This is a genomic window from Sorangium sp. So ce1014, from assembly GCF_051521505.1.
Taxonomy (GTDB): Bacteria; Myxococcota_A; Polyangia; order Polyangiales; family Polyangiaceae; genus Sorangium.
The window spans coordinates 7,680,774-7,704,393 of the sequence record NZ_CP150356.1; the positions used below are offsets into that span (position 1 = coordinate 7,680,774).

Annotated in this window: 10 protein-coding genes; 6 read left to right on the plus strand and 4 right to left on the minus strand. The window is 71.4% G+C overall.

The genetic code is table 11. The features are described 5' to 3' along the window. Window positions 1-4 precede the first annotated feature (4 nt). Window positions 5-5,998 carry an AAA family ATPase gene (locus tag WME75_RS28845; protein WP_437477648.1) on the plus strand — a complete coding sequence of 1,998 codons (5,994 nt, stop codon included), beginning with the start codon at window positions 5-7 and terminating at the stop codon, window positions 5,996-5,998. 353 nt (window positions 5,999-6,351) lie between these two features. After that, the gene (locus tag WME75_RS28850; RefSeq protein ID WP_437477650.1) at window positions 6,352-12,330 is read left to right on the plus strand and encodes an AAA family ATPase; all 5,979 of its coding nucleotides are present in this window, start codon (window positions 6,352-6,354) and stop codon (window positions 12,328-12,330) included. Between the two features lie 88 nt (window positions 12,331-12,418). Here WME75_RS28850 and WME75_RS28855 read toward each other — a convergent pair whose 3' ends face one another. Further along, entirely contained in the window at window positions 12,419-13,078 is a 660-nt protein-coding gene (locus WME75_RS28855; protein ID WP_437477653.1) for a histidine phosphatase family protein, read from the minus strand. A 91-nt stretch (window positions 13,079-13,169) separates the two neighbouring features. On the opposite strand from WME75_RS28855, the gene WME75_RS28860 reads away from it, so the two are divergent. After that, on the plus strand, window positions 13,170-13,904 hold the full coding sequence (locus WME75_RS28860; protein ID WP_437477656.1) for a DUF7873 family protein: 735 nt from the start codon (window positions 13,170-13,172) through the stop codon (window positions 13,902-13,904). Between the two features lie 546 nt (window positions 13,905-14,450). Here WME75_RS28860 and WME75_RS28865 read toward each other — a convergent pair. Both WME75_RS28865 and WME75_RS28870 read right to left on the minus strand, forming a co-directional pair. Further along, window positions 14,451-15,740 carry an MFS transporter gene (locus WME75_RS28865; RefSeq protein ID WP_437477658.1) on the minus strand — a complete coding sequence of 430 codons (1,290 nt, stop codon included), beginning with the start codon at window positions 15,738-15,740 and terminating at the stop codon, window positions 14,451-14,453. Then, window positions 15,740-16,372, minus strand: a complete 633-nt coding sequence (locus WME75_RS28870; protein ID WP_437477660.1) for a TetR/AcrR family transcriptional regulator — start codon at window positions 16,370-16,372, stop codon at window positions 15,740-15,742. The genes WME75_RS28865 and WME75_RS28870 overlap by 1 nt, the downstream gene beginning before the upstream one ends. A gap of 177 nt (window positions 16,373-16,549) precedes the next feature. Here WME75_RS28870 and WME75_RS28875 point away from each other — a divergent pair, with 177 nt between their 5' ends. Continuing rightward, on the plus strand, window positions 16,550-18,250 hold the full coding sequence (locus WME75_RS28875; RefSeq protein ID WP_437477663.1) for a trypsin-like serine peptidase: 1,701 nt from the start codon (window positions 16,550-16,552) through the stop codon (window positions 18,248-18,250). On the opposite strand, the gene WME75_RS28880 is transcribed toward WME75_RS28875, so the two are convergent. After that, on the minus strand, window positions 18,232-18,816 hold the full coding sequence (locus tag WME75_RS28880; protein WP_437477666.1) for a GNAT family N-acetyltransferase: 585 nt from the start codon (window positions 18,814-18,816) through the stop codon (window positions 18,232-18,234). The two genes, WME75_RS28875 and WME75_RS28880, sit on opposite strands and share 19 nt — an antisense overlap. A 280-nt stretch (window positions 18,817-19,096) precedes the next feature. On the opposite strand from WME75_RS28880, the gene WME75_RS28885 reads away from it, so the two are divergent. Together WME75_RS28885 and WME75_RS28890 are read left to right on the plus strand one after the other, a co-directional pair. Next, window positions 19,097-20,407, plus strand: a complete 1,311-nt coding sequence (locus WME75_RS28885; RefSeq protein ID WP_437477669.1) for a ferritin-like domain-containing protein — start codon at window positions 19,097-19,099, stop codon at window positions 20,405-20,407. Between the two features lie 624 nt (window positions 20,408-21,031). Then, window positions 21,032-23,107, plus strand: a complete 2,076-nt coding sequence (locus WME75_RS28890) for a collagen-like protein (protein ID WP_437477672.1) — start codon at window positions 21,032-21,034, stop codon at window positions 23,105-23,107. Window positions 23,108-23,620: the final 513 nt, after the last annotated feature.

Below are 23,620 nucleotides of genomic sequence, written 5' to 3' on the forward strand. Positions count from 1 at the left end.
CTTTATGCCTCAGAGTCCACGCTACCTCGTGCTGGAGGTCTTGCACACCGGGGCAGACACGATCCTCTATCGAGCGCGGCGCAAGGAAGACGGACTACCGGTCGTGCTCAAGGTCCTGCGGCGCGACCACGCCAGCCCTCAGGCCCTCGGCCGGCTGCGCCACGAGCACGAGGTGGCCAGCGGGCTCGACGTGCCCGTCATCGTCAAGGTGCACGCGCTCGAGGCGTTCGGCGACCAGGTGGCCCTGGTCCTGGAGGACTTCGGCGGCCGCTCGCTCGACAAGCTCCTCGACGGGCCGACGCCGCTCGAGCGCTTCTTCCCCCTCGCTTTGCGCCTCTCCGACGCGCTCGCCGAGCTGCATCGGCGCCACGTCATCCACAAGGACATCAAGCCACAGAACCTGCTCTACAACCCCGACACCGGGGAGGTGAAGATCACCGATCTCGGGATCGCCTGCCCCTCGCCCCGCGCGCCGGAGGACCTCGCCCACGACGGGCTCATCGCGGGCACGCTGGCGTACATGGCGCCGGAGCAGACAGGCCGGATGAACCGCTCCATCGACGAGCGGACCGACCTGTACTCCCTCGGCGTCACCTTTTACGAGATGCTGACTGGCACCCTGCCCTTCCAGGCGAGCGACCCCGTGGAGTGGGTCTATTGCCACATCGCCCTGACGCCGCCCTCGCCTCACGCGATCGTCCCCTCGATTCCCCCGCAGCTGTCGGCGGTCGTGCTCAAGCTGCTGGCCAAGGCCGCCGAGGAGCGTTATCAGAGCGCGCTCGGCCTCCGGCACGACCTCGACCGTTGCTTCGCCGAGCTCCGGTCGCGCGGCGCCATCGGGGCCTTTCCGCTCGGGCAGCGCGACGTCTCGGACCGGTTCCAGATCCCGCAGCGGCTTTATGGCCGCGAGCGCGAGGTCGAGGCGCTGCTCGCCGTCTTCGAGCGCGTCGTGGCGCAGGGCCTGCCCGAGCTCGTGCTCGTGTCGGGCTACTCGGGCGTCGGCAAGTCGTCGCTCGTGGCCGAGCTGCACAGGCCGGTCGTGCGCGAGCGCGGCTTCTTCCTCTCCGGCAAGTTCGAGCAGCTCAAGCGGGACATCCCCTACCACGCCTTCCTCCAGGCGTTTCGCGGGCTCGTGCAGGAGCTCCTGTGCGTGAGCGAGGAGGAGCTCGAGCGCTGGCGGCAGCGCCTGCGGGAGGCCCTCAACGCGAGCGGCGGGCTGCTCACCGGCGTGCTCCCCGAGCTCGAGCTGCTCCTCGGCCCGCAGCCGCCGGTCCCCGAGGTTCCGCCGGCCGAGGCACAGGGCCGGTTGCACGCGACGCTCCAGCGCTTCGTCGCCGCGTGCGCCCAGAAGGAGCACCCGATGGTGCTCTTCATCGACGACCTCCAGTGGGCCGACGCCGCGAGCCTCCAGCTGCTCGAGCAGCTCGTCACGTACGCCGAGGCCGAGCACCTCCTGCTGATCGGCGCCTACCGGGACAACGAGGTCGGTCCGGCGCACCCGCTCGCGCTCATGCTGGCCGACGCGCGGAAGCGCGGCGCCCTCGTCACCGACATCGTCCTCGCGCCGCTCTCTCCGTCCGACGTCGGCGCGCTCGTCGCCGGCGCGGTCCACGCCTTGGCCGAGCAGGTCGAGCCGCTCTCGCGGCTGGTCTACGAGAAGACCGGCGGCAACCCCTTCTTCGCGATCCAGTTCCTGATGGAGCTGCACCAGGAGGGGCTCCTCGCCTTCGACGCGGGCGAGGGCGCGTGGCGGTGGGACGTCGCCGCGATCCGCGACAAGGGCTTCACCGACAACGTCGTCGAGCTGATGGTGGGCAAGCTGAAGCGGCTCTCCGCCCCGGCGCAGGACGCGCTCAAGCTCGCCGCGTGCCTCGGCAGCAGCATGGACCTCGACACCCTCGCGATCGTCGCGAGCCGGCCGGCGGCAGGGCTCGGCGAGGCGCTCGAGGAGGCCGTGCGGGAGGGGCTGCTCCTCCGCCGCAATGGCGCGTACCGGTTCCTCCATGACCGGGTGCAGCAAGCCGCTTATTCGCTCATTCCGGCGGGACAGCTCGCCGAGATGCACCTGAGAATCGGCCAGCTGCTCTTGAAGGCCCAGCGCGCAGAGGAGCGCGAAGACGCGCTCTTCAACATCGTGGGCCACCTCAACCGCGGCGCCGTGCTCATCCGATCTCCGGCGGAGCGGAACGAGCTCGCCGCGCTGAACCTCCGCGCCGGCAGGAAGGCCAAGGCCGCGGCGGCCTACAAGTCTGCCGCCGCCCTCTTCGCCGCAGGCCTCGACCTGCTCGCGCCGGACCGCTGGGAGACGCAGCACGAGCTGGCCTACAACCTGACCATCGAGCGCGCGCACGCCGCGTACATCACCGGCAGCACCGAGGAAGCCGAGCGGCTCCTGGAAGAGCTCATGTCTCGCGCGAGGATCGAGACGGCCGCCGTCGTCGAGCTCGCCCTCGCGTTCTACCAGACCCGCGGGCAGTGCGCCCGCGCGGTGGAGATCGGGCTCTCATGGCTCCGCGCCCGCGACGTCGCTCTTCCGCTCCACCCCACCGACACGCAGATCAAAGAGGGGACGGAGCGCGTCTGGCAGGCCCTGGGCGACCGGGCGATCGAGGACCTGAGCGATCTGCCCGCCATGACGCACCCGGAGATCAAGATCACGATGGGCGTGCTGCATGGCGTGACCGGCCCTGCGATCTTCGTGGACCAGGACCTGCACTATCTCGTCGTCATGCACATGGTCAAGCTCAGCCTGCGCCACGGCAACGCCGAGAGCTCCGCCCACGCGTACGCCGCCTTCGCGAGGATGATCGGCCCGAGGTTCGGGCGCTACAAGGAGGCCTATCTGTTCGGCAAGCTCGGCCGCGACCTGGCGGACAGGAGCGGCCTCCTCCGCACGAAATCGCTGGTGTTCACGCTCTTCGGACAGCATGTCGTGTTCTGGACACACCACTACAGAGAGACGTATCCGTATACGCGCGCCGGCTTCAGCGCCGCGGTCGAGTCCGGCAACCTGAACGACGCCTGCTTCAACTGCATCTGGGCCTCCCTGTTCCCGCTGCTCTGCGGCGAACCCCTGGAGGACGTCCTTCACCAGACCGAGGACCGCCTCGGCTTCGTGCGCAAGGCCGGATACGAGTTCGCTCACGGCGCCCTCCTCGGCGGCCACGGCATGATCCAGGCGCTGCGAGGCAGGCCGGTCCACTTCTCGATGCTGGATGGATCCGAGCTGGATCAGGGCACCTTCGAAGCGCGGCTGAACGAGGGGGATATGCAGGGCGTTCGCGGCCTTTATTACAGCCTGAAGGCCCAGGCGCTCTTCGTGCTCGGCTCGCCGGGAGAGGCCGTCGCGGCGGCGACGCGCGTGAGGGTCGAGCACCCCTGGAGGACCGAGCCGTACGCGCTCATCGCCGAGAACTTTTATTATCTCGCGCTCGCGCTCGCGGCCCTCTGCGACGAAGGGCCGCCATCCCCGCCGCGGGCGCTCCCCGAAGGGCTCCTCGAGTGCGAGCGGCAGCTCGGCGAGTGGGCGGAGAGCTGCCCCCCGAACTTCCTTCACAAGCACTCCCTCGTCCGCGCCGAGATCGCCCGTCTCCTGGGGCAGGAGCCGGAGGCCATGCGGCTCTACGAGCACGCCATCGCATCGGCGCGGGAGGGCGGCTTCGTCCAGCACGAGGCCATCGCCTGCGAGCTCGCCGCGGGCTTCTACCGCGCGCGCGGCCTGTCCACGCCCGAAGGCGCCTACCTGCGAAGGGCCCGCGCCGGCTACTTCCGCTGGGGCGCCCACGCCAAGGTGGAGCAGCTCGACCAGCGCTACCCCGATCTCATCGAGCGCAAGCCGATCGCCCCCACGGCCACCTTCGCCGTGCGGGCCGAGCAATTCGATGTCCTGTCGGTCGTCAAGGCCGCGCAGAGCATCTCCGGCGAGCTCAAGCTCCCGCGCCTGCTCGAGATGCTGCTGCGCACGGTGGTCGAGCACGCGGGCGCCGAGGAGGGCTATGTGCTCCTGCTCCGGGAGGATCGCCTGTCGACCGCGGCGGCGATCAAGGCGCCGGGCGGCGAGGCGCGGCTGCTCGGCGCGGCCGAGACACCGGCGGCGGCGCTGCCGCGGTCCGTCCTCAACTACGTTCGCCGGAGCCACGAGCGCGTGCTGCTCGACGACGCCGCCGCCAGGCACCCGTTCTCGGAGGACGCGTATTTCACCCAGAAGAGGCCGAGGTCGGTGCTGTGCCTCCCGATCGTCCGGCAAACCCGGCTGCTCGGCCTGCTTTATCTGGAGAACAAGCTCGTCGCCGGGGCCTTCACCCCCGGACGGCTCGACGTGCTCGAGCTGCTCGCCTCGCAATCGGCCATCTCGCTGGAGAACGCCATGCTCTACTCCCAGGTCGAGCAGGAGAACGCCGAGCGCCGGCGGGCGGAGCAGGCGCTGAAGGCCAACCAGGCGACCCTCCAGGCCATCGTCGACAACTCGGCCGCGGCCATCTACCTGAAGGATCACGAGGGACGACATCTGCTCGTCAACCGGCACGTGGGCAACCTCCTGCACCTGCCGATCGAGAAGATCCTTGGAAAGACGCTCGCTGATTTCTTCGATGCTCCGGCCGCCGCGGCCGTAGAAGACCACGATCGGAAGGTGCTCGATGCGGGCGTGCCGATGGAGTGGGAGGAGGAGGTGCCGCTGGAGGATGGGCTGCACACCTTCCTGTCGGTCAAGTTCCCGCTCGGCGAGGGGGCCATGCCGGGCGTGCTGTGCGGCATCTCCACGGACATCACCGAGCGCAAGCGGGCCGAGCGGGCCGAGCGTTTCCTGGCCGAGGCGGGTCGCAGGCTGATGGCCCTCGGCTACAGCGCGACCCTCGAGAGCGTGGCGCAGCTCGCGGTGCCCGAGCTGGCCGACCAGTGCGTCGTCGACGTGCGCCTCGATCACGACGCCCCGGGACACACGGCCACGGCGGGCGTGCCCGACGAGCTGGTCGACGCCGTGAAGGACGCGCTGCGGCCCCTGGCCGCCGCGTCGCCGGTCCGGCCCGAGGTGGGCGACGTTGGCGCCGCGCCGCTCCTGCGGCAGCTCGGCATTCACGCGTTCCTCCGGGTCCCGCTCCTCGCGCGCGACAGGTGCTTCGGGGTCATGACCTTGCTGGCCACCGCGCCCTGGCGCCATTACGGTCCGGCCGACCTGTGGCTGGCCGAGGAGCTGGGGAGTCGCGCGGCGCTCGCGCTCGACAACGCCCGCCTGTTCGCCGAGGCGCAGAAGGCCATCGAGCGGCGCGACGAGTTCCTCCTCGTCGCCTCGCACGAGCTCAAGACCCCGCTGACCTCGCTGAAGATGCAGTCGCACCTCATCGAGCGGCTGCTGCGTCGCTACCAGCGGGCCGAGATCGCCCCGGAGCGGATCGACGCCGCGCTCCAGGTCCTCAATCGCCAGATCGCCCGGCTCGCCCACCTCGTCAACGAGCTGCTCGACGTGACCCGGCTCAGCGCCGGGCGGCTGACGCTCGTGCGCGCGCCGGTCGATCTGGCGGCCCTGACGCGCGAGGTCGTCGAGCGCATGCGCCAGCAGCTCGCCGACGCCCGCTGCGGCGTCCAGCTCGAGCTGGACGAGCCCGTGGTCGGACGCTGGGATCCGTCTCGCGTGGAGCAGGTCCTCATCAATCTCCTGTCCAACGCGATGAAGTACGGCGCCGGCGGCCCCATTCATGTCGTCGTGCGCGCGCAGTCCGAGCGCGCGACGCTCGTGGTCCGGGACCACGGAATGGGCATCGCGGAGGCGGATCAGGCCAGGATCTTCGAGCGCTTCGAGCGCGCGGTGTCGGTCCGCAACTTCGGCGGTCTCGGCCTCGGGCTCTACATCGTCCGCTGGATCGTCACCTCGCACGGCGGCACCATCCGCGTCGAGAGCGCGCCGGGCGCCGGCGCCACCTTCATCGTCGAGCTCCCTCTGGATGCGGCCGAGACCGAGACGGAGACCGACGGTCAGGGCGCCCTCCTCCCACAGGCGTAGGTGTTCACCGAGGCCTCTGCGAGCGATTCAGCCTGCTTGCTGCCGGTCGCAACGTGAAGCGCCCTGAGCTCCCACCGGCTCCAAAACGGACACGTTCCGTCCGATCGCAGCCCTCGACGCCTCGCGGCCCGCACGATCGCGCCTATCGCGCGCGCACGGGCTCCTCCGCCGTGAACGGATCCCGCGACTGCGCTGACGCCGCTTCCACGAACACCTGGCACGACCCGGGGCGCCGCAGGGGAGCGGGCGCGACAGGGCGCCGCGATTTGTCCATGGCGAAGCGCGGCGCTTTTGGCAACATCATGATCCGCGCCGGCGCCTCGGAGGCCGTTCCGGCTTTCGATGATCTTCCTATGCCCCAGAGTTCACGCTACCTCGTGCTGGAGGTCCTGCACACCGGGGCAGACACGATCCTGTACCGAGCGCGGCGCAAGGAAGACGGACTACCGGTCGTGCTCAAGGTCCTGCGGCGCGACCACGCCAGCCCTCAGGCCCTCGGCCGGCTGCGCCACGAGCACGAGGTGGCCAGCGGGCTCGACGTGCCCGTCATCGTCAAGGTGCACGCGCTCGAGGCGTTCGGCGACCAGGTGGCCCTGGTCCTGGAGGACTTCGGCGGCCGCTCGCTCGACAAGCTCCTCGACGGGCCGACGCCGCTCGAGCGCTTCTTCCCCCTCGCTTTGCGCCTCTCCGACGCGCTCGCCGAGCTGCATCGGCACCACGTCATCCACAAGGACATCAAGCCACAGAACCTGCTCTACAACCCCGACACCGGGGAGGTGAAGATCACCGATCTCGGGATCGCCTGCCCCTCGCCCCGCGCGCCGGAGGACCTCGCCCACGACGGGCTCATCGCGGGCACGCTGGCGTACATGGCGCCGGAGCAGACAGGCCGGATGAACCGCTCCATCGACGAGCGGACCGACCTGTACTCCCTCGGCGTCACCTTCTACGAGATGCTGACTGGCACCCTGCCCTTCCAGGCGAGCGACCCCGTGGAGTGGGTCTATTGCCACATCGCCCTGACGCCGCCCTCGCCTCACGCGATCGTCCCCTCGATTCCCCCGCAGCTGTCGGCGGTCGTGCTCAAGCTGCTGGCCAAGGCCGCCGAGGAGCGTTATCAGAGCGCGCTCGGCCTCCGGCACGACCTCGACCGTTGCTTCGCCGAGCTCCGGTCGCGCGGCGCCATCGGGGCCTTTCCGCTCGGGCAGCGCGACGTCTCGGACCGGTTCCAGATCCCGCAGCGGCTCTACGGCCGCGAGCGCGAGGTCGAGGCGCTGCTCGCCGTCTTCGAGCGCGTCGTGGTGCAGGGCCTGCCCGAGCTCGTGCTCGTGTCGGGCTACTCGGGCGTCGGCAAGTCGTCGCTCGTGGCCGAGCTGCACAGGCCGGTCGTGCGCGAGCGCGGCTTCTTTCTCTCCGGCAAGTTCGAGCAGCTCAAGCGGGACATCCCCTACCACGCCTTCCTCCAGGCGTTTCGCGGGCTCGTGCAGGAGCTCCTGTGCGTGAGCGAGGAGGAGCTCGAGCGCTGGCGGCAGCGCCTGCGGGAGGCCCTCAACGCGAGCGGCGGGCTGCTCACCGGCGTGCTCCCCGAGCTCGAGCTGCTCCTCGGCCCGCAGCCGCCGGTACCCGAGCTCCCTGCGGTCGAGGCCCGGCACCGGTTCCACGCGACGCTCCAGCGCTTCGTCGCCGCGTGCGTCCAGAAGGAGCACCCGATGGTGCTCTTCATCGACGACCTCCAGTGGGCCGACGCCGCGAGCCTCCAGCTGCTCGAGCAGCTCGTCACGTACGCCGAGGCCGAGCACCTCCTGCTGATCGGCGCCTACCGGGACAACGAGGTCGGCCCCGCGCACCCGCTGTCGCTCACGCTGGCCGACGCGCGGAAGCGCGGCGCCCTCGTCACCGACATCGTCCTCGCGCCGCTCTCTCCGTCCGACGTCGGCGCGCTCGTCGCCGGCGCGGTCCACGCCTTGGCCGAGCAGGTCGAGCCGCTCTCGCGGCTGGTCTACGAGAAGACCGGCGGCAACCCCTTCTTCACGATCCAGTTCCTGATGGAGCTGCACCAGGAGGGGCTCCTCGCCTTCGACGCGGAGGCGGGCGCCTTTCGCTGGGACATCGCCGCGATCCGCGACAAGGGCTTCAGCGACAACGTCGTCGAGCTGATGGTGGGCAAGCTGAAGCGGCTCTCCGCCCCGGCGCAGGACGCGCTCAAGCTCGCCGCGTGCCTCGGCAGCAGCATGGACCTCGACACCCTCGCGGTGGTCGCGAAGCGCCCGGCGACGGAGCTCGGCGAGGCGCTCGCGGAGGCCGTGCAGGAGGGGCTGCTCCTCCGCCGCAATGGCGCGTACCGGTTCCTCCACGACCGGGTGCAGCAGGCCGCCCAGGCGCTCATCCCGGCGGCGCAGCTCGCCGAGGTGCACCTCTGCATCGGCCGGCTGCTGTTGAAGGGGCGGAGCGCGGCGGAGCGCGAGGAGACGATCTTCGATATCGTGGGCCACCTCAACCGCGGCGCCGCGCTCCTCCGATCTCCGGCGGAGCGGGTCGAGCTCGCCGCGCTGAACCTCCGCGCCGGCAGGAGGGCCAAGGCCGCGGCGGCCCACGAGACCGCCGCCGCCCTCTTCGCCGCGGGCATGGCCCTCCTCTCCGAGGAGCGCTGGGAGACGCAGTACGAGCTCGCCCACGACCTGAGCCTGGAGCGCGCGCACGCCGCGTACGTCATCGGCAGCTTCGAAGAAGCCGAGCGGCTCCTGGAAGAGCTCATGGCTCGCGCGAGGACCAGGGTCGAGAGGGCCGCTGTCGTCGAGCTCGCCGTCGCGCTGAACCTCACCCGCGGACAGGTCGCCCGCGCCGTGGAGCTCGGGCTCTCGTGCCTCCGCACCTGGGACATCGATGTACCGCTCCCTGTCACCGACGCGCAGGCCGAAGAGGAGACCGAGAGCGTCTGGCAGATCCTGGGCGATCGGTCCATCGAGGACCTGATCCATCTGCCCGCCATGACGCACCCGGAGATCAAGATCACGATGGGGGTCCTCGCGGGCGTGGCCGTCCCTGCGTTCTTCGTGGACCCGGACCTGCACTATCTGCTCGTGGTGCGCATGGTCAAGCTCAGCCTCCGCCACGGCAATGCGGAGAGCTCCGCCCACGCGTACGCCGCCTTCGCGCGGGTGCTCGCCCCGCGGTTCGGGCGATACAAGGAGGCTTATCTGTTCGGCAAGCTCGCCTGCGACCTGGCGGACAGGAGCCCCGTCCTCGCCATAAAGTCCCCGGTGTTCACGCTGTTCGGACAGCAGATCGTCTTCTGGATGCGCCACTACAGAGAGACGTATCCGTATACGCGCGCCGGCTTCAACGCCGCGGTGGAATGCGGCGACTGGAACAACGCCTGTTACAACTGCATCTGGGCGCCGACGTTCCCGCTGCTCTGCGGTGAGCCGCTGGAGGACGTCCTCCACCAGACCGAGGACCGCCTCGGCTTCGTGCGCAAGGCCGGTTATGCGTTCGTTCATGGCGTCCTCCTCGGCGTCCGGTACCTCATCCAGACGCTGCGCGGGCGGCCGGTCCATTTCTCGATGCTGGACGGCTCCGAGCTGGATCAGGCGTCCTTCGAGGAGTGGTTCTCTCCAGGGGACTCGCGCAGCGCTCACAGCCTGTACTACAGCCTGAAGGCGCAGGCGCTGTTCGTCCTCGGCGCTCCGGGCGAGGCGCTCGCCGCGTCGTCCCGTGTGGTCCTCGATTACGACGGGAAGAACGACACGCACGCGCTCGTCGCCGAGACCGTCTACTATCACGCGCTCGCGCTCGCCGCCGTCTGCGGCGAGGCACAGCCGCCCGAAGGGCTCCTCGAGTGCGCGCGGCAGCTCGGCGAGTGGGCGGAGAGCTGCCCCCCGAACTTCCTTCACAAGCACTCCCTCGTCCGCGCCGAGATCGCCCGTCTCCTGGGGCAGGAGCCGGAGGCCATGCGGCTCTACGAGCACGCCATCGCATCGGCGCGGGAGGGCGGCTTCGTTCAGCACGAGGCCATCGCCTGCGAGCTCGCCGCGGGCTTCTACCGCGCGCGCGGCCTGTCCACGCCCGAAGGCGCCTACCTGCGAAAGGCCCGCGCCGGCTACTTCCGCTGGGGCGCCCACGCCAAGGTGGAGCAGCTCGACCAGCGCTACCCCGATCTCATCGAGCGCAAGCCGATCGCCCCCACGGCCACCTTCGCCGTGCGGGCCGAGCAATTCGATGTCCTGTCGGTCGTCAAGGCCGCGCAGAGCATCTCCGGCGAGCTCAAGCTCCCGCGCCTGCTCGAGACGCTGCTGCGCATCGTGGTCGAGCACGCGGGCGCCGGCGAGGGTTATGTGCTGCTGGTCCGGGAAGAGCGCCTGTCGACCGCGGCGGCGCTCGAGGCCTCCGGGGGCGCGACGCGGCTGCTCGACGCGGGCGAGGCGGCGGCGGCGGCGCTGCCGCGGTCCGTCCTCAACTACGTTCGCCGGAGCCACGAGCGCGTGCTGCTCGACGACGCCGCCGGACACCCGTTCTCGGAGGACGCGTATTTCACCCAGAAGAAGCCGAGATCGGTGCTGTGCCTCCCGATCGTGCGGCAGGCCCGTCTGCTCGGCCTGCTCTACCTGGAGAACAAGCTCGTCGCCGGGGCGTTCACCCCGGCGCGGCTGAGCGTGCTCGAGCTGCTCGCCTCGCAGTCGGCCATCTCGCTGGAGAACGCCATGCTCTATTCCCAGGTCGAGCAGGAGAACGCCGAGCGCCGGCGGGCCGAACAGGCGCTGAAGGCCAACCAGGCGACCCTCCAGGCCATCGTCGACAACTCGGCCGCGGCCATCTACCTGAAGAACCGTGAGGGCCAGTATGTGCTCGCCAATCTGCAGGCGGGCAAGGTCGTGGGCCTGCCGAGCCACGAGCTCCTGGGAAAGGTCGACGCCGAGCTCTTTCCTGGAACGACCGTCGAGACCCTCCAGGACAACGACCGGCACGTGCTCGATGCGGGCGTGCCGCTGGAGTGCGAGGAGGAGGTGCTGCTGGAGGACGGGCTGCACACCTTCCTGTCGGTCAAGTTCCCGCTCGGCGAGGAGGTCACGCCCGGCGTGCTCTGCGGCATCTCCACGGACATCACCGAGCGCAAGCGGGCCGAGCAGGCCGAGCGCTTCCTGGCCGAGGCGGGTCGCAGGCTGATGGCCCTCGGCTACGGCGCGACCCTCGAGAGCGTGGCGCAGCTCGCGGTGCCCGAGCTGGCCGACCAGTGCGTCGTCGATGTGCGCCTCGATCACGACGCCCCGGGACACACGGCCACTGCGGGCGTGCCCGACGAGCTGGTCGACGCCGTGAAGGACGCGCTGCGGCCCCTGGCCGCCGCGTCGCCGGTCCGGCCCGAGGTGGGCGACGTTGGCGCCGCGCCGCTCCTGCGGCAGCTCGGCATTCACGCGTTCCTCCGGGTCCCGCTCCTCGCGCGCGACAGGTGCTTCGGGGTCATGACCTTGCTGGCCACCGCGCCCTGGCGCCATTACGGTCCGGCCGACCTGTGGCTGGCCGAGGAGCTGGGGAGTCGCGCGGCGCTCGCGCTCGACAACGCCCGCCTGTTCGCCGAGGCGCAGAAGGCCATCGAGCGGCGCGACGAGTTCCTCCTCGTCGCCTCGCACGAGCTCAAGACCCCGCTGACCTCGCTGAAGATGCAGTCGCACCTCATCGAGCGGCTGCTGCGTCGCTACCAGCGGGCCGAGATCGCCCCGGAGCGGATCGACGCCGCGCTCCAGGTCCTCAATCGCCAGATCGCCCGGCTCGCCCACCTCGTCAACGAGCTGCTCGACGTGACCCGGCTCAGCGCCGGGCGGCTGACGCTCGTGCGCGCGCCGGTCGATCTGGCGGCCCTGACGCGCGAGGTCGTCGAGCGCATGCGCCAGCAGCTCGCCGACGCCCGCTGCGGCGTCCAGCTCGAGCTGGACGAGCCCGTGGTCGGACGCTGGGATCCGTCTCGCGTGGAGCAGGTCCTCATCAACCTCCTGTCCAACGCGATGAAGTACGGCGCCGGCGGCCCCATTCATGTCGTCGTGCGCGCGCAGTCCGAGCGCGCGACGCTCGTGGTCCGGGACCACGGAATGGGCATCGCGGAGGCCGATCAAGCCAGGATCTTCGAGCGCTTCGAGCGCGCGGTGTCGGTCCGCAACTTCGGCGGTCTCGGCCTCGGGCTCTACATCGTCCGCTGGATCGTCACCTCGCACGGCGGCACCATCCGCGTCGAGAGCGCGCCGGGCGCCGGCGCCACCTTCATCGTCGAGCTCCCTCTGGATGCGGCCGAGACCGAGACGGACACGGACAGCCGGAGCGCCGTGCTCCCGTCGGCGTAGGGCGTCCGGCGGGGATCGCTCGGAGCGATTGACCCGTACCGGACGTCTGGCCGTCCGGGGTCGGACGGCTGACCAACCGCATCGCGCCTCACGCCGGCGGCGCGGAGAGCGCCTCGGCCAGCGCGTCGCCGAGGTGAGCGGCGTCGTTCCAGACGACGACGCGGTGGCCGCTGCTCGGGTCGTGCTCGATCAGGGAAATGCCCGTGTTCGCCAGCACCTGCAGCGCCTTCAGCCCGCCGGCGTCCATCTGGAGTATCCGCCCGACAGCCGTCTTGATGGCCGCGCCGTGGGACACCAGCGCGACCGCCTCGCCCGCGTGCCGCTCCGCGATCCGGTCGAGCGCGCGCATCATGCGATCGCCGAGCTCCGCGTACGTCTCGCCGCCCCCGCGCCGGACATCGACGCCGCGCCGCCATGCCGCCCACTCCTCGGGGAAGCGCGCCTGCACGTCGGCGCGGCCGAGCCCCTGCCAGGCGCCGAGGCTCACCTCCCGCAGCGCTGGGTCCGCGACGGCCTCGAGGCCCAGCGCCGAGGCCACGCGCTCCGCCGTCTCCTCGGCGCGCTCGAGGTCGGAGCAGTAGACCGCCGAGAGCCGGATCCGCGCGCCGGCGAGCCGCTCGGCGAGCCGCGCGGCCTGTTCGCGCCCGCGCGCGTTGAGCCCGCGCCCCGCCTGTCCCTGGAAGACCTGCGCGCGGTTGTCGTCGGTCTCCCCGTGCCGGATGAGCATCAGCTTCGTGGTGGCGTGCACGATGGCCGCACTGTAGCAGGGCGCGCGCGGCGCGATGGCGCTGACGGGCGCTCTGCTCCTCTGATAGGGTAGCCCCCTCCAGGAGACCGCCATGCCTCGCTTGAACCAGATCATCGCCATCGAGAAGGGCGTCAAGGCCCGCTCCCACCAGCGCCTCACCGAGGCGCACCACGCGCTGCAGAAGCCGGCGCTGCTCTCCGGGATCGCGCGCACCTACAGGTCGAAGGACGAGGAGGGGGAGCAGCTCCCGCCCGAGGCGACGAGGGTGCAGGCGAAGGCCGAGGACATCATCCGGAGCACGGTCGACATCCTGGGCGAGCTCTTCGACGTCACGGCCACAAAGGACTACGCCAACTGCAAGGCGCGCGCGGACGTGGTGGTCGACGGCAAGGTGCTGCTCACGGGGGCGCCGGTCACCTACCTGCTCTTCCTGGAGAAGCAGCTCGTCGACCTGCACACCTTCATCAAGAAGCTGCCGGTGCTCGACGCGTCCGAGAGCTGGACGTTCGATCCCTCCGCGGACTCCTGGGCGACCGAGCCGGTGCAGACCGCGCGGACCAAGAAGATCCCGCGCAACCACGTCAAGGCCGAGGCGACGGACAAGCACCCCGCGCAGGTGGAGGTCTATCACGAGGATGTCGTGGTCGGTTACTGGAAGACGGTGAAGTTCTCGGGCGCGCTGCCGGCGCGGCGCATCAACGAGCTGCTCGATCGGGTGGAGAAGCTGCAGAAGGCGGTCAAGTTCGCCCGCGAGGAGGCGAACAACCAGGCGGCCGACGAGCAGAAGGTCGGGGCCGCCGTCCTCGGGTTCATCTTCGGCGCCTGACGCGCGCCCGCTCCCCTGCCCGGGCGGCGCTTGCGCGGCGGCCGCCGCGGCGATATCGTGGCGGCGGAGTGCAAGTTGAAGCTCAAGCTCAGCTTGATGGGCTCGGCGCCCCAGTGCAGGTTCGAGCCCTGCCCCCGCCATTTCATGGTCGCCTTCACGGCGGGGTAGCCCAACTCGGTAGAGGCAGCGCTGGCCCGATCAATGGTCTCAAGCTCTCACTCCAGGCTCGAGCATTCGCCGCCGATCACCCAATCGAACGGGAAGAGGCTAAAATCGTCGGATGCTGGTTCAATTCCAGCCTGGCCAGCCCGCGCCGCGGTGAGGCGATGCCTCTCCTCGCGCGGCGCCGGGGCGTTCCCGCCCCGGCGCGCAGATCACAATGGCCGGTAGTTCAATGGCAGAGCACGACGGTGTGAGGACTGACCTCTGACCTTAAACGTGTGGGTGTGCGCAGATGGCGGCAAACCGAGGCCCGGGGCTAGGCCACAGTCCCGGGCCTCACCTATTTCAGGCGCCACCGGGCCGCGGGCGCCGTCCCCGCGGAGGTCAAACGCCGGTTGACGGCTCTCCCGGGTGCCGGCCCGGCGAGCGCCCGGACAACGAGGCCTCGTCCAGCGCGAGCTTCGCAGGGAGGCGCGCGCCCGGAAACAGCAGGTGCGCGAGGACCGGCGAGAGCGCCGCCAGAGCGGCCGCCAGGCTGAAGTGCAACGGATAGCCGAGGCGCCCCGCGGAGAACCCGCTCGCGGCCGAGGCGACCCCCGTGGCGATCACCACCGCGCTGGCCTGAACTGTGTAGTCCGTGGCGGCGCTCTCCCGATCGGTCCAGTCCATCATGCACGTGAACAGCGCCGCCGTGGCCATCCCTCCGGCGAAGTGCTCGAACGCGCAGAGCGCCGTCAGCAGCGGCACCCCTGCATCTGCGCGGGCGACGTACGCGTACCCGAGCACGCTCGCCGCCTGGAGGACCGCGAAGCCGACGAGCGACGATCGCCGCCCGAGCCGCAGCACAAGCGCCCCACCGGTCAGCGCGCCGAGCAGCCCCGCCACGAAGCCCACCGTCCCGAGCAGCCAGCCGAGCTCCGCGAGGGAGAGGCCGAGATCGGACAGGAACGGCCGGAGCATGCCGACCGCAAAGGCGTCGCCGAGCTTGTACACGACGATGAGCGCGAGCACCCGCCGGGCATGAGGGCGCTTCCAGAACGAGGCGGCAATGGCGGCAACGGACGAGGGGGATCGCGCCCCCTCGCGCCCGCCCCCCGCCTCGCGGGCGAGCAGCGTGGGGACGCTCAGGAGCGCGATGAGCAGCGCCATGATGGCGAAGGTGAGCCTCCAGCCCAGCCGCTCGAAGAAGACGAGCAGCACCCCTCCGCCCACGATCATCCCGGCCCGATAACCGGCCACCTGGATGCCGTTGGCCCAGCCCCGCTCGCCCGGCTCCAGCATGTCCACCGCCAGGCCGTCCGTGGCGATGTCCTGGGTCGCCGAGAGCAGATTGACGATCAGCACCGCCACGAGGACAGAGGAGAGCCCCTCCCCCGGCTCCCGCAGCGAGACGAGCCCGAGCACCATGATCATGAGCCCTTGCAGGGGGAGGATCCACGAGCGGCGGCGCCCGAGCCGGGGAAAGAAGAAACGATCGACGAGCGGCGCCCAGAGGAACTTGAGCGCCCACGGGAGCGCGAGCAGCGAGGCGAGGCCGATGCCCTCCAGCGAGATCCCCTGCTTGCGCAGGAGGACGGGGAGCGCCTGGGTGAAGAACCCGAACGGGAGACCCTGGCACATGTAGAGCGACGTCAAGAGCCCGAGCCGTCGCAAGGACAGGTGGGGAAAGCGCATCAGCGGCTCGCCTTCCGGGTGGCCGACGAGAGGCCGAAGAGCCCCGACGCCATCGCCCACGTCGCGCCGGCGGCCGAGCCCGGGGGGATGAGATCGCGCGCCGTGGCCGCGAGCACGAAATACCCCTGGATGGTGGCCACGATGGCCGCTGCCGCGGCGTCCACGTCGCCGCGCGCGCAGGAGAACACCCGCTCCCGCGCGCCGCGCCGCGCGATCGCGGCGAGCTTCTTGACCGCGCTCTCGAGCGCTCCCGCGAACGCCTTTTGCACCTCGGCGTCCCGGAGCGCCTCGCCGCTCACGCAGATCCAGCACGCGAGCGCCTGCGGGTCGGCCCCCTCGCCCACCCGCAGGTGCGCGTCGATGAACGCGCGGAGCTCGGCCTCCGGATCGCCCGCCGCGGGAGCGAGCCGCCGCTCGATCCGGTCGGCATACTCCTGCGCGAGCAGCGCGACGGCGGCGAGCAGGATCTCTCGCTTGCTCTCGAAGTGGTAGTGGACGAGCCCCGGCGCGAGGTGAGCCGCCGCCGCGATGGCCCCGATGGACGCCCCCTCATAGCCGCGCTCCGCCATGACCTTCAAGAGAGCGCGCGCGATCTGGGCTCGACGTTCGGCGGTGTTGGACGGGCGAGGCATCCTGCCGCTCCTGCGCCCGCTGGCGCACCGGTTTATTGGTTGGTCGTACAACCAACTTATGAAGCGACCTCGGCCGCGTGTCAAGGAGGGGCTCGGGGCGCTCGAGCAGGATCGCGCCGGGCGGGCTGCCGAGGCGGCAGGTAAGCTACGGCGTCCCGCCCTCAAGGAGCTCGTTCGATGATGTCGCGTTCTCTCTCGTTGATGATCGCAGGGCTGCTCTCCTGCGCCTGCGTCGTCTCCTCGTCCTGCGCGCCGTCGTCGCCCCCCGGCGACCCAGGCGGACAGGGCGGCGGCGGCTCGGGGGCAAGTGGGGGCGGCGCTGGCGGAGAGGCCGGCGCGGGAGGAGAGGCCGGCGCTGGCGGAGAGGCCGGCGCTGGCGGAGGGGCCGGCGCGGGCGGACAGGCCGGCGCGGGCGGAGAGGCCGGCGCTGGCGGCTCGGGCGGGAGCGAGCCGGGAGACGGGGAATCCGAGCTCCTCTCGGGGCGGGACCAGGCCAGCGCTCCTCTCAGGGCGGTGGGACGGCTGAGCGGCGGGCTCGGCTCCGGCGCCTGCACGGCCTTTCTCGTCGACCCTGCGGGGCGCCCCGAGGCGCCGGCGCACGTGCTGACCAACGCCCACTGCACCCACGACTGGGCCCTGGAGGCCGCGGCCAACGCGGTGTTCGTGGACACCGAGGCGACCCCGGAGCTGCGGATGATCTTCAACTACTTCGGCGACACCGAGGACGCGCAGGTGGCGGTCTCGGCGAAGACGATCCGCTATGCGACGATGAAGGGCACCGACCTCGCCGTGGTCGAGCTCGACACGACGATCGGCGCGCTCGCGGCGCGCGGCGTCGTCGCGCTCGGCCTCGCGCCCTCGGCGCCGCCTCCGGGGGCGCGCGTGTCGGTGGTCGGCGCGCCGCAGCTCGAGGTGGAGTTCCTGCGGCGCGCCCGCTGCAGCGAGGAGGGCACCTTCGATATCGTCGAGTTCCGCTGGCACTGGTTCGGCGCGCACCGGAACCGCTGCGCCGACATCGCGAACGGCAGCTCGGGCTCGCCGGTGCTGGACGACGCGCAGCGGGCCTATGCGATCGTCAACACCACGACCCTGGGGAGCCCGCCCGACGGCGACTGCTTCCTCGGCAGGCCTTGCGAGCTCGACGCGCCGCCCGGGGTGTCGTCCGGGGGCGCGAGCTACGCCGTCGACGTGACCGGCGTGAGCGCCTGCTTCGGGGACGACGGTCGCTTCGCGCTGGATCGCGAGGGCTGCGCGCTCGACGCCGGCCGGGCGCTCGACGTGCTGGCCTATCCCACTCCCCGCGAGCGACCGAGCGATCCGGTGACCGGCGCGACGAACACCTGGGATGTGACGCTCGGCGCGCGGGACGCGCTCGGGTTCTTCCGCTACAAGCTGGGGCGCGCCGGCGAGGTCGACTGCCGCCGGCAAGAGGGCTATTCAGCCCCGATCAAGCTCGATTCCCAGGAGCTGTCGGCCCTTTCGCTGCCCGAGGCCGAGGGGGTCCACCTGCTCTGCGTGCTCGCCGGCCCGACGGCCACGCCCGACGCCGCGTGGCAGCCGCTCTCGCTCCCCACGGTCGTCCTCACCACGATCGACACGACCCCACCCTCGCGCCGTCCCGAGCTCTCGCGCGGCGGAGACGCGACGGAGGGCATGCGCGTCGAGCCGATCTTCTCCCTGCCGGAGCTCGCGGACTTCGAGTACCGCTTCGGCCCCCAGGACACGACCGACTGCGATGATCCGGCCGCCGAGTGGCTCAGGTACCGGCGGTTTCCCATCTTCCTCGACCCCCGCGACCTGCCGGCCCGGTTCTGCGTGCGCGCCACGGACTGGGCAGGCAACGAGGGGAAGCCGTTCGACTACCTGCTGCCCGAGTGAGCCACGTCGCTCGCCGGCCGAGGCGGCGCCGGCCTCGGGAGCACGAACTCTTCCGCCGCGAACCCTTTGCACACGCCTGGCCCCGTCCGGCGGAACCCGAGCTTCTCGAGCACCCTGACCGACGCGGCGTTCTCGAGCATCGCATGCGCGACGAGGCGCGGGAGCCCGAGCTCCTCGAACGCATACCGGACGCACGCCGCGGCCGACTCCGTGGCGTAGCCTCGGCCCCAGTGCTTCCGGAGGAAGCGGTATCCGAGATCCGCGAGCTCGTCGTCCTCGTGCCACTTCAGCCCGCACCAGCCGAGCTTCTCCCCCGTCTTCCGGTCCGAGACGACGAACCGGCCCATGCGGAATGCCTCGAACTGGTGCGCGAGCCGCGCGATCACCGCGCGCGCCTCCTCCTCGCTGGCGAACGCGGGATCCCCCGTGTAGCGGAGCACCTCGGGATCGGCGCTCATCTCCATCATGAACGGGAGGTCGAAGGGCCGGTGGGGGCGGAGGCTCAGGCGTTCCGTCGAGAGGACAGCGGGGTAGTCGTCAGGTTCGTTCCTGTCGAGGGCGACCATCCTGCGATTCTACCGGGTTCGCCACGGCGATGCACCCGCGGCGTCGACCGGGCGGGAGCGTCGCCCCGGATCGGGCCCTGACACAGTGCGGCCCACGGTCGCTCTGGGTGCCTTGTGCGGCCGGCGCGGGGCCCGCGCTCGACGGCGGCCGCCCTCGTCGGGCGCTCCCCGGGCGCCCGGTGCGACGACGATGTCAGGCAGGGGACGCTCACCGTCCGCGCAAAGCACGAGCTGCACGCGCCGTTCGCGGCGGCACAGAACTTGTTTCGTGCGGACGCATATGGCCTCTCCCAACACCATCGACAAGATCCTGCGTCGTGTCCTGTCGCTCTCGCTCGCGCCCCTCGTCGGCGGGTGCGGGATCGACACAAGCGGCTTCGAGACCCTCCCTTGCGCGGCCGACGGCCGCACCCCGTACCTGGCGGGGGTCGAGCCCGGGGCTCCTGCCGACTACGTCGAGCTACGGATGTCCACGGGCCAGGGGGGCCCGACGAAGAGCACGCTCGAGTCCGTGGGGGAGAAGTGCTCCGGGGCGGCGGACAGGCCGGCGTGCGAGGAGAAGATCGCGGCGGCCACGTCCAGCAAGGGGTTCCGCCTCGGAGATTGCACGGATTTCTGCCCGGAGCACGTCCTGATCGTCAACACGGGCGACGAGGTGACCGTCCTCGATACGCGGGACGGGGTGATGGCGTGGCTCGGCCCTGTGAACACGCCCGCGGACGCGGTGCTCGCCGCGTCGCTGGCGGACTACACCGTCCGCTGCAGCAAGCCTGACGAGGGCGGCGTCCGGCCCGCCGGGGACGCGTACGAGGTGCTCGCGACGAGGTACACGGAGACCTGTGATCCGATCGAGCGCACGCTCTATGTGCTCGGGGTCGACGCGGGCGGCGATGTGCAGGAGCTGGAATCCGAGGTGATCGAGTCGGAGTCGGGCGCCTGCGTCGGCCGGAGGCCGGCGGGGCTGCTGCGGACCGCGGGCCGGGGCGCGACGCAGGTCGGGGCGTATTTCGCCAACGTGGCGCAGCTCGAGGCGGCGAGCGTCCGGGCCTTCGAGGTGCTCGGGCGCGAGCTCGTCCATCACGGGGCGCCGCGGCCGCTCGTGGAGCGGGCGCGCATCGCCGGGCGCGACGAGGTGCGGCACGCGCGGGTGATGCGGCGCCTCGCGGCGCGTTACGGCGGCCGCTGGCAGCCGCCGCGGGTGGAGCCGAGGCCGGTCCGATCGCTGGAGGAGCTCGCGATCGACAATGCGACGGAGGGGTGCGTGAGGGAGACGTACGGCGCGCTGGTCGGCATGTGGCAGGGGCGCGTCGCGCAGGATCCGCTGGTCCGGCGCGTGATGACGCGCATCGCGCGCGACGAGGCGCGGCACGCGAAGCTCTCGTGGGCGATCGACGTCTGGGTGCGGCCGCGGCTCTCGGCCGCCGAGCGGCGGCGCGTCGAGGAGGCGCGGCGCGGGGCGCTCGCCGCGCTCGAGGACGAGGCGCGGCGCGACGTCGATCGGGCGCTCGTGGTCCACGCCGGGATGCCGGATGAGCAGGCGGCGAGGAGGCTCTCGCGGAATTTCGCCGAAGCGCTCGCCGCCGGCGCCTAGCCGGCGCTCCGCGCAAGTCACTCTCCGCGTTCCAGATGAAACGCTGGGTGTTCCGGCGGCGACTCGATTCGCCCGACATGCCTCCGGAGCGCTGAAACCATCTCCTCATTTTCGCGGTGATGCTCTCCTGGCGCCGTCGCGCGCTCGCGGGCGCGAGCTGCTGCTTTTCCAGGCGTTCGCCGTGCTCGGCCTTCGTTCGAACCCCGCAGAGCGCCCGGGCTTCGCGGGCGTCGCGGCGGCCAATTGGCGCTCCGCGGACGCGCGCCGGCAGGAGCCGTGGTTGTCAACCCCTCAGCTGGGGGCTTGGTGAACCGCCCCCATTAACTTAGGATCGCTCCAGACACAGCGGGTTGGCGACTGGAGCCTTCGAACGCTGGCAGCATCTGGCTGCGCCCGCGTCGTGGCGTGACCCGTCAGGTGTCGTATCGACGCATCGCCCTGGCTTTTCGTGCCGGTAATTGGTGGGACTTTCGTCGAGAAGTCGGGGCTGGGCAAGGGCGGAGATCCGCCTCGGAGTCGCCCTTCGTCCGATTCGCTCGCCTGTGGGCTCCACCTCATCTGAACACGACTGTCTGCGGGAATCGAGCGCACCGAAGCTCGAAATCGATAGAAAGGCGGACTCACATGCAAAAGTATCGAACGAGTGCGGTCTCTGCTGGAATCGTCGCCGGGCTTGCGGGCGTGATGGTCAGCGCAGGCGTGGGCTGGGCCGAGGAGGCAGAGCAGACCAAAGGATTCGTGGGTCAGCAGGCCTTCAAGGGAGAGCGCGGTCCTCAGGGGCCTCAGGGGCCCGTGGGGCCCAAGGGTGAGCGCGGTCCTCAGGGGCCCAAGGGTGAGCGCGGCGAGCCGGGCGCGCAGGGGCAGGCGGGGTTCGTCGGCCCTCAGGGCCTCAAGGGCATTGACGGCAAGCACGGCCTCCAGGGGTCCAAGGGCGAGATGGGCCCTCAGGGCCTCAAGGGCGTCGACGGCGCGCGCGGTCCTCAGGGGCCGGCGGGGCCCAAGGGCGAGCGCGGTCCTCAGGGGCCGGCGGGCTCTCAGGGGCCCAAGGGCGAGCGCGGCGAGCCGGGCGCGCAGGGGCAGGCGGGGCTCGTCGGCCCTCAGGGCCTCAAGGGCATTGACGGCAAGCACGGCCTCCAGGGGCTCAAGGGCGAGATCGGTCCCCAGGGCCTCAAGGGCGTCGACGGCGCGCGCGGTCCTCAGGGGTCCGTGGGACCCAAGGGCGAGATGGGCCCTCAGGGCTTCAAGGGCACCGATGGTGCGCGCGGTCCTCAGGGGCCCATGGGACCCAAGGGCGAGATGGGCCCTCAGGGGGTCAGTGGCGCGCGTGGGCCGCAGGGACTCGTGGGTGCCATCGGCCCCCAGGGCCTCAAGGGCGCTGACGGCGCAAGGGGGCTCCAGGGGCTCCAGGGGCCCAAGGGCGAGATCGGTCCCCAGGGCCTCAAGGGCTCCGACGGCGCGCGCGGTCCTCAGGGGCCGGCTGGACCCAAGGGCGAGATGGGCGCTCAGGGCCTCCACGGGCCCAAGGGCGAGGTCGGTTCCCAGGGCCTCAAGGGCGAGCGCGGCGAGCGCGGTCCTCAGGGGCCGGTCGGGCCGGTCGGGCCGGTCGGACCCAAGGGCGAGATGGGCCCTCAGGGCCTCCACGGGCCCAAGGGCGAGGTCGGTTCCCAGGGCCTCAAGGGCGAGCGCGGTCCTCAGGGGCTCACGGGTGCCATCGGTCCCCAGGGCCTCAAGGGCGAGCGCGGTCCTCAGGGGCTCACGGGTGCCATCGGTCCCCAGGGCCTCAAGGGCTCCGACGGCGCGCGCGGTCCTCAGGGGCCGGCCGGGCCGGTCGGACCCAAGGGCGAGATGGGCCCTCAGGGCCTCCAGGGGCCCAAGGGCGAGGTCGGTCCCCAGGGCCTCAAGGGCGAGCGCGGTCCTCAGGGGCTCACGGGTGCCATCGGTCCCCAGGGCCTCAAGGGCGCCGACGGCGCGCGCGGTCCTCAGGGGCTCACGGGTGCCATCGGTCCCCAGGGCCTCAAGGGCGCCGACGGCGCGCGCGGTCCTCAGGGGCTCACGGGTGCCATCGGTCCCCAGGGGCTCAAGGGCGCCGACGGCGCGCGCGGTTCTCAGGGGCTCACGGGTGCCATCGGTCCCCAGGGGCTCAAGGGCGTCGACGGCGCGCGCGGTACTCAGGGGCTCAAGGGCGTCGACGGCGCGCGCGGTCCTCAGGGGCCGGCCGGGCCGGTCGGACCCAAGGGCGAGATGGGCCCTCAGGGCCTCCAGGGTCCCAAGGGCGAGCGCGGCCCCCAGGGCCCCGCAGGCACCATCGGTCCCCAGGGCGTCAAGGGCGCCGACGGCGCACGGGGCCTCCAGGGGCCGGCCGGACCCAGGGGCGAGAGCGGCGCGCAGGGACCCATGGGGTCACCCGGAATCGCCAAGATCCACGTGGTCTCCGTGACGCGCGAGGCAGGGCCGACAAGCACGTTCGTCAACGTCAAGGCGCTCTGCAACGCGGGTGAAGTCGTGATCAGCGGTGGATTCTCGATCTCCGGCGGAGCCCAGGCGACCAGCAGGGTGGTTGAGAACTCGCCGTTCGACGCCGCCGACCAAGGCCGCCCGGGCTGGACATCGACCGCCGTGTTCGAGAACGGCTACGGCAAGAAGGGGCAGACGGTGGCGCTGACCACCTTCGCGGTCTGCGCCGAGCTGCCCGAGCGCTGATGCCGAACGACCGCAGGGCCATGCTCACGTGACCGTGAGCCCCACCTCTCGACCCGCTGCCCCCTGTCCCCCCCCACCACAGCCCTGAGGACAGGGGACAGCTGGCTCCGCCCCTCAGCCTTGCTCCCGACACACCGCACGGCGAGCGGCCGCGCCGCCGCCGCGCACCCCCCGGCCCTCATCCCCTCCGCCGCGGACAGCAGCAAGCTGACGCCTCCACGCGCGCCAGGAGCCCCGACGCGCCCCGGGCCCTCCCCACAACGTAGGACGGCTCACACCATCGGAGCACCTGGACCCGCGTGTCGGACCGGGCCGTGGTGCAGCTTGCACGCTTTTCGCAAGGAGCCCGGTCGGTGGCATCGTGAACACTGGGCTCTTCAACGGCACCGAAAAAAATGCGCAGCTCCCGCGAGCCCTGCCGGAATTCCGGCGCGTCGTGGCTGCTGTGCACGAGCGCGGCGCCGCGACGCGTGGCGCCACGGCGGTGCCCTTTTTGTCACAGCTGTCGTCATG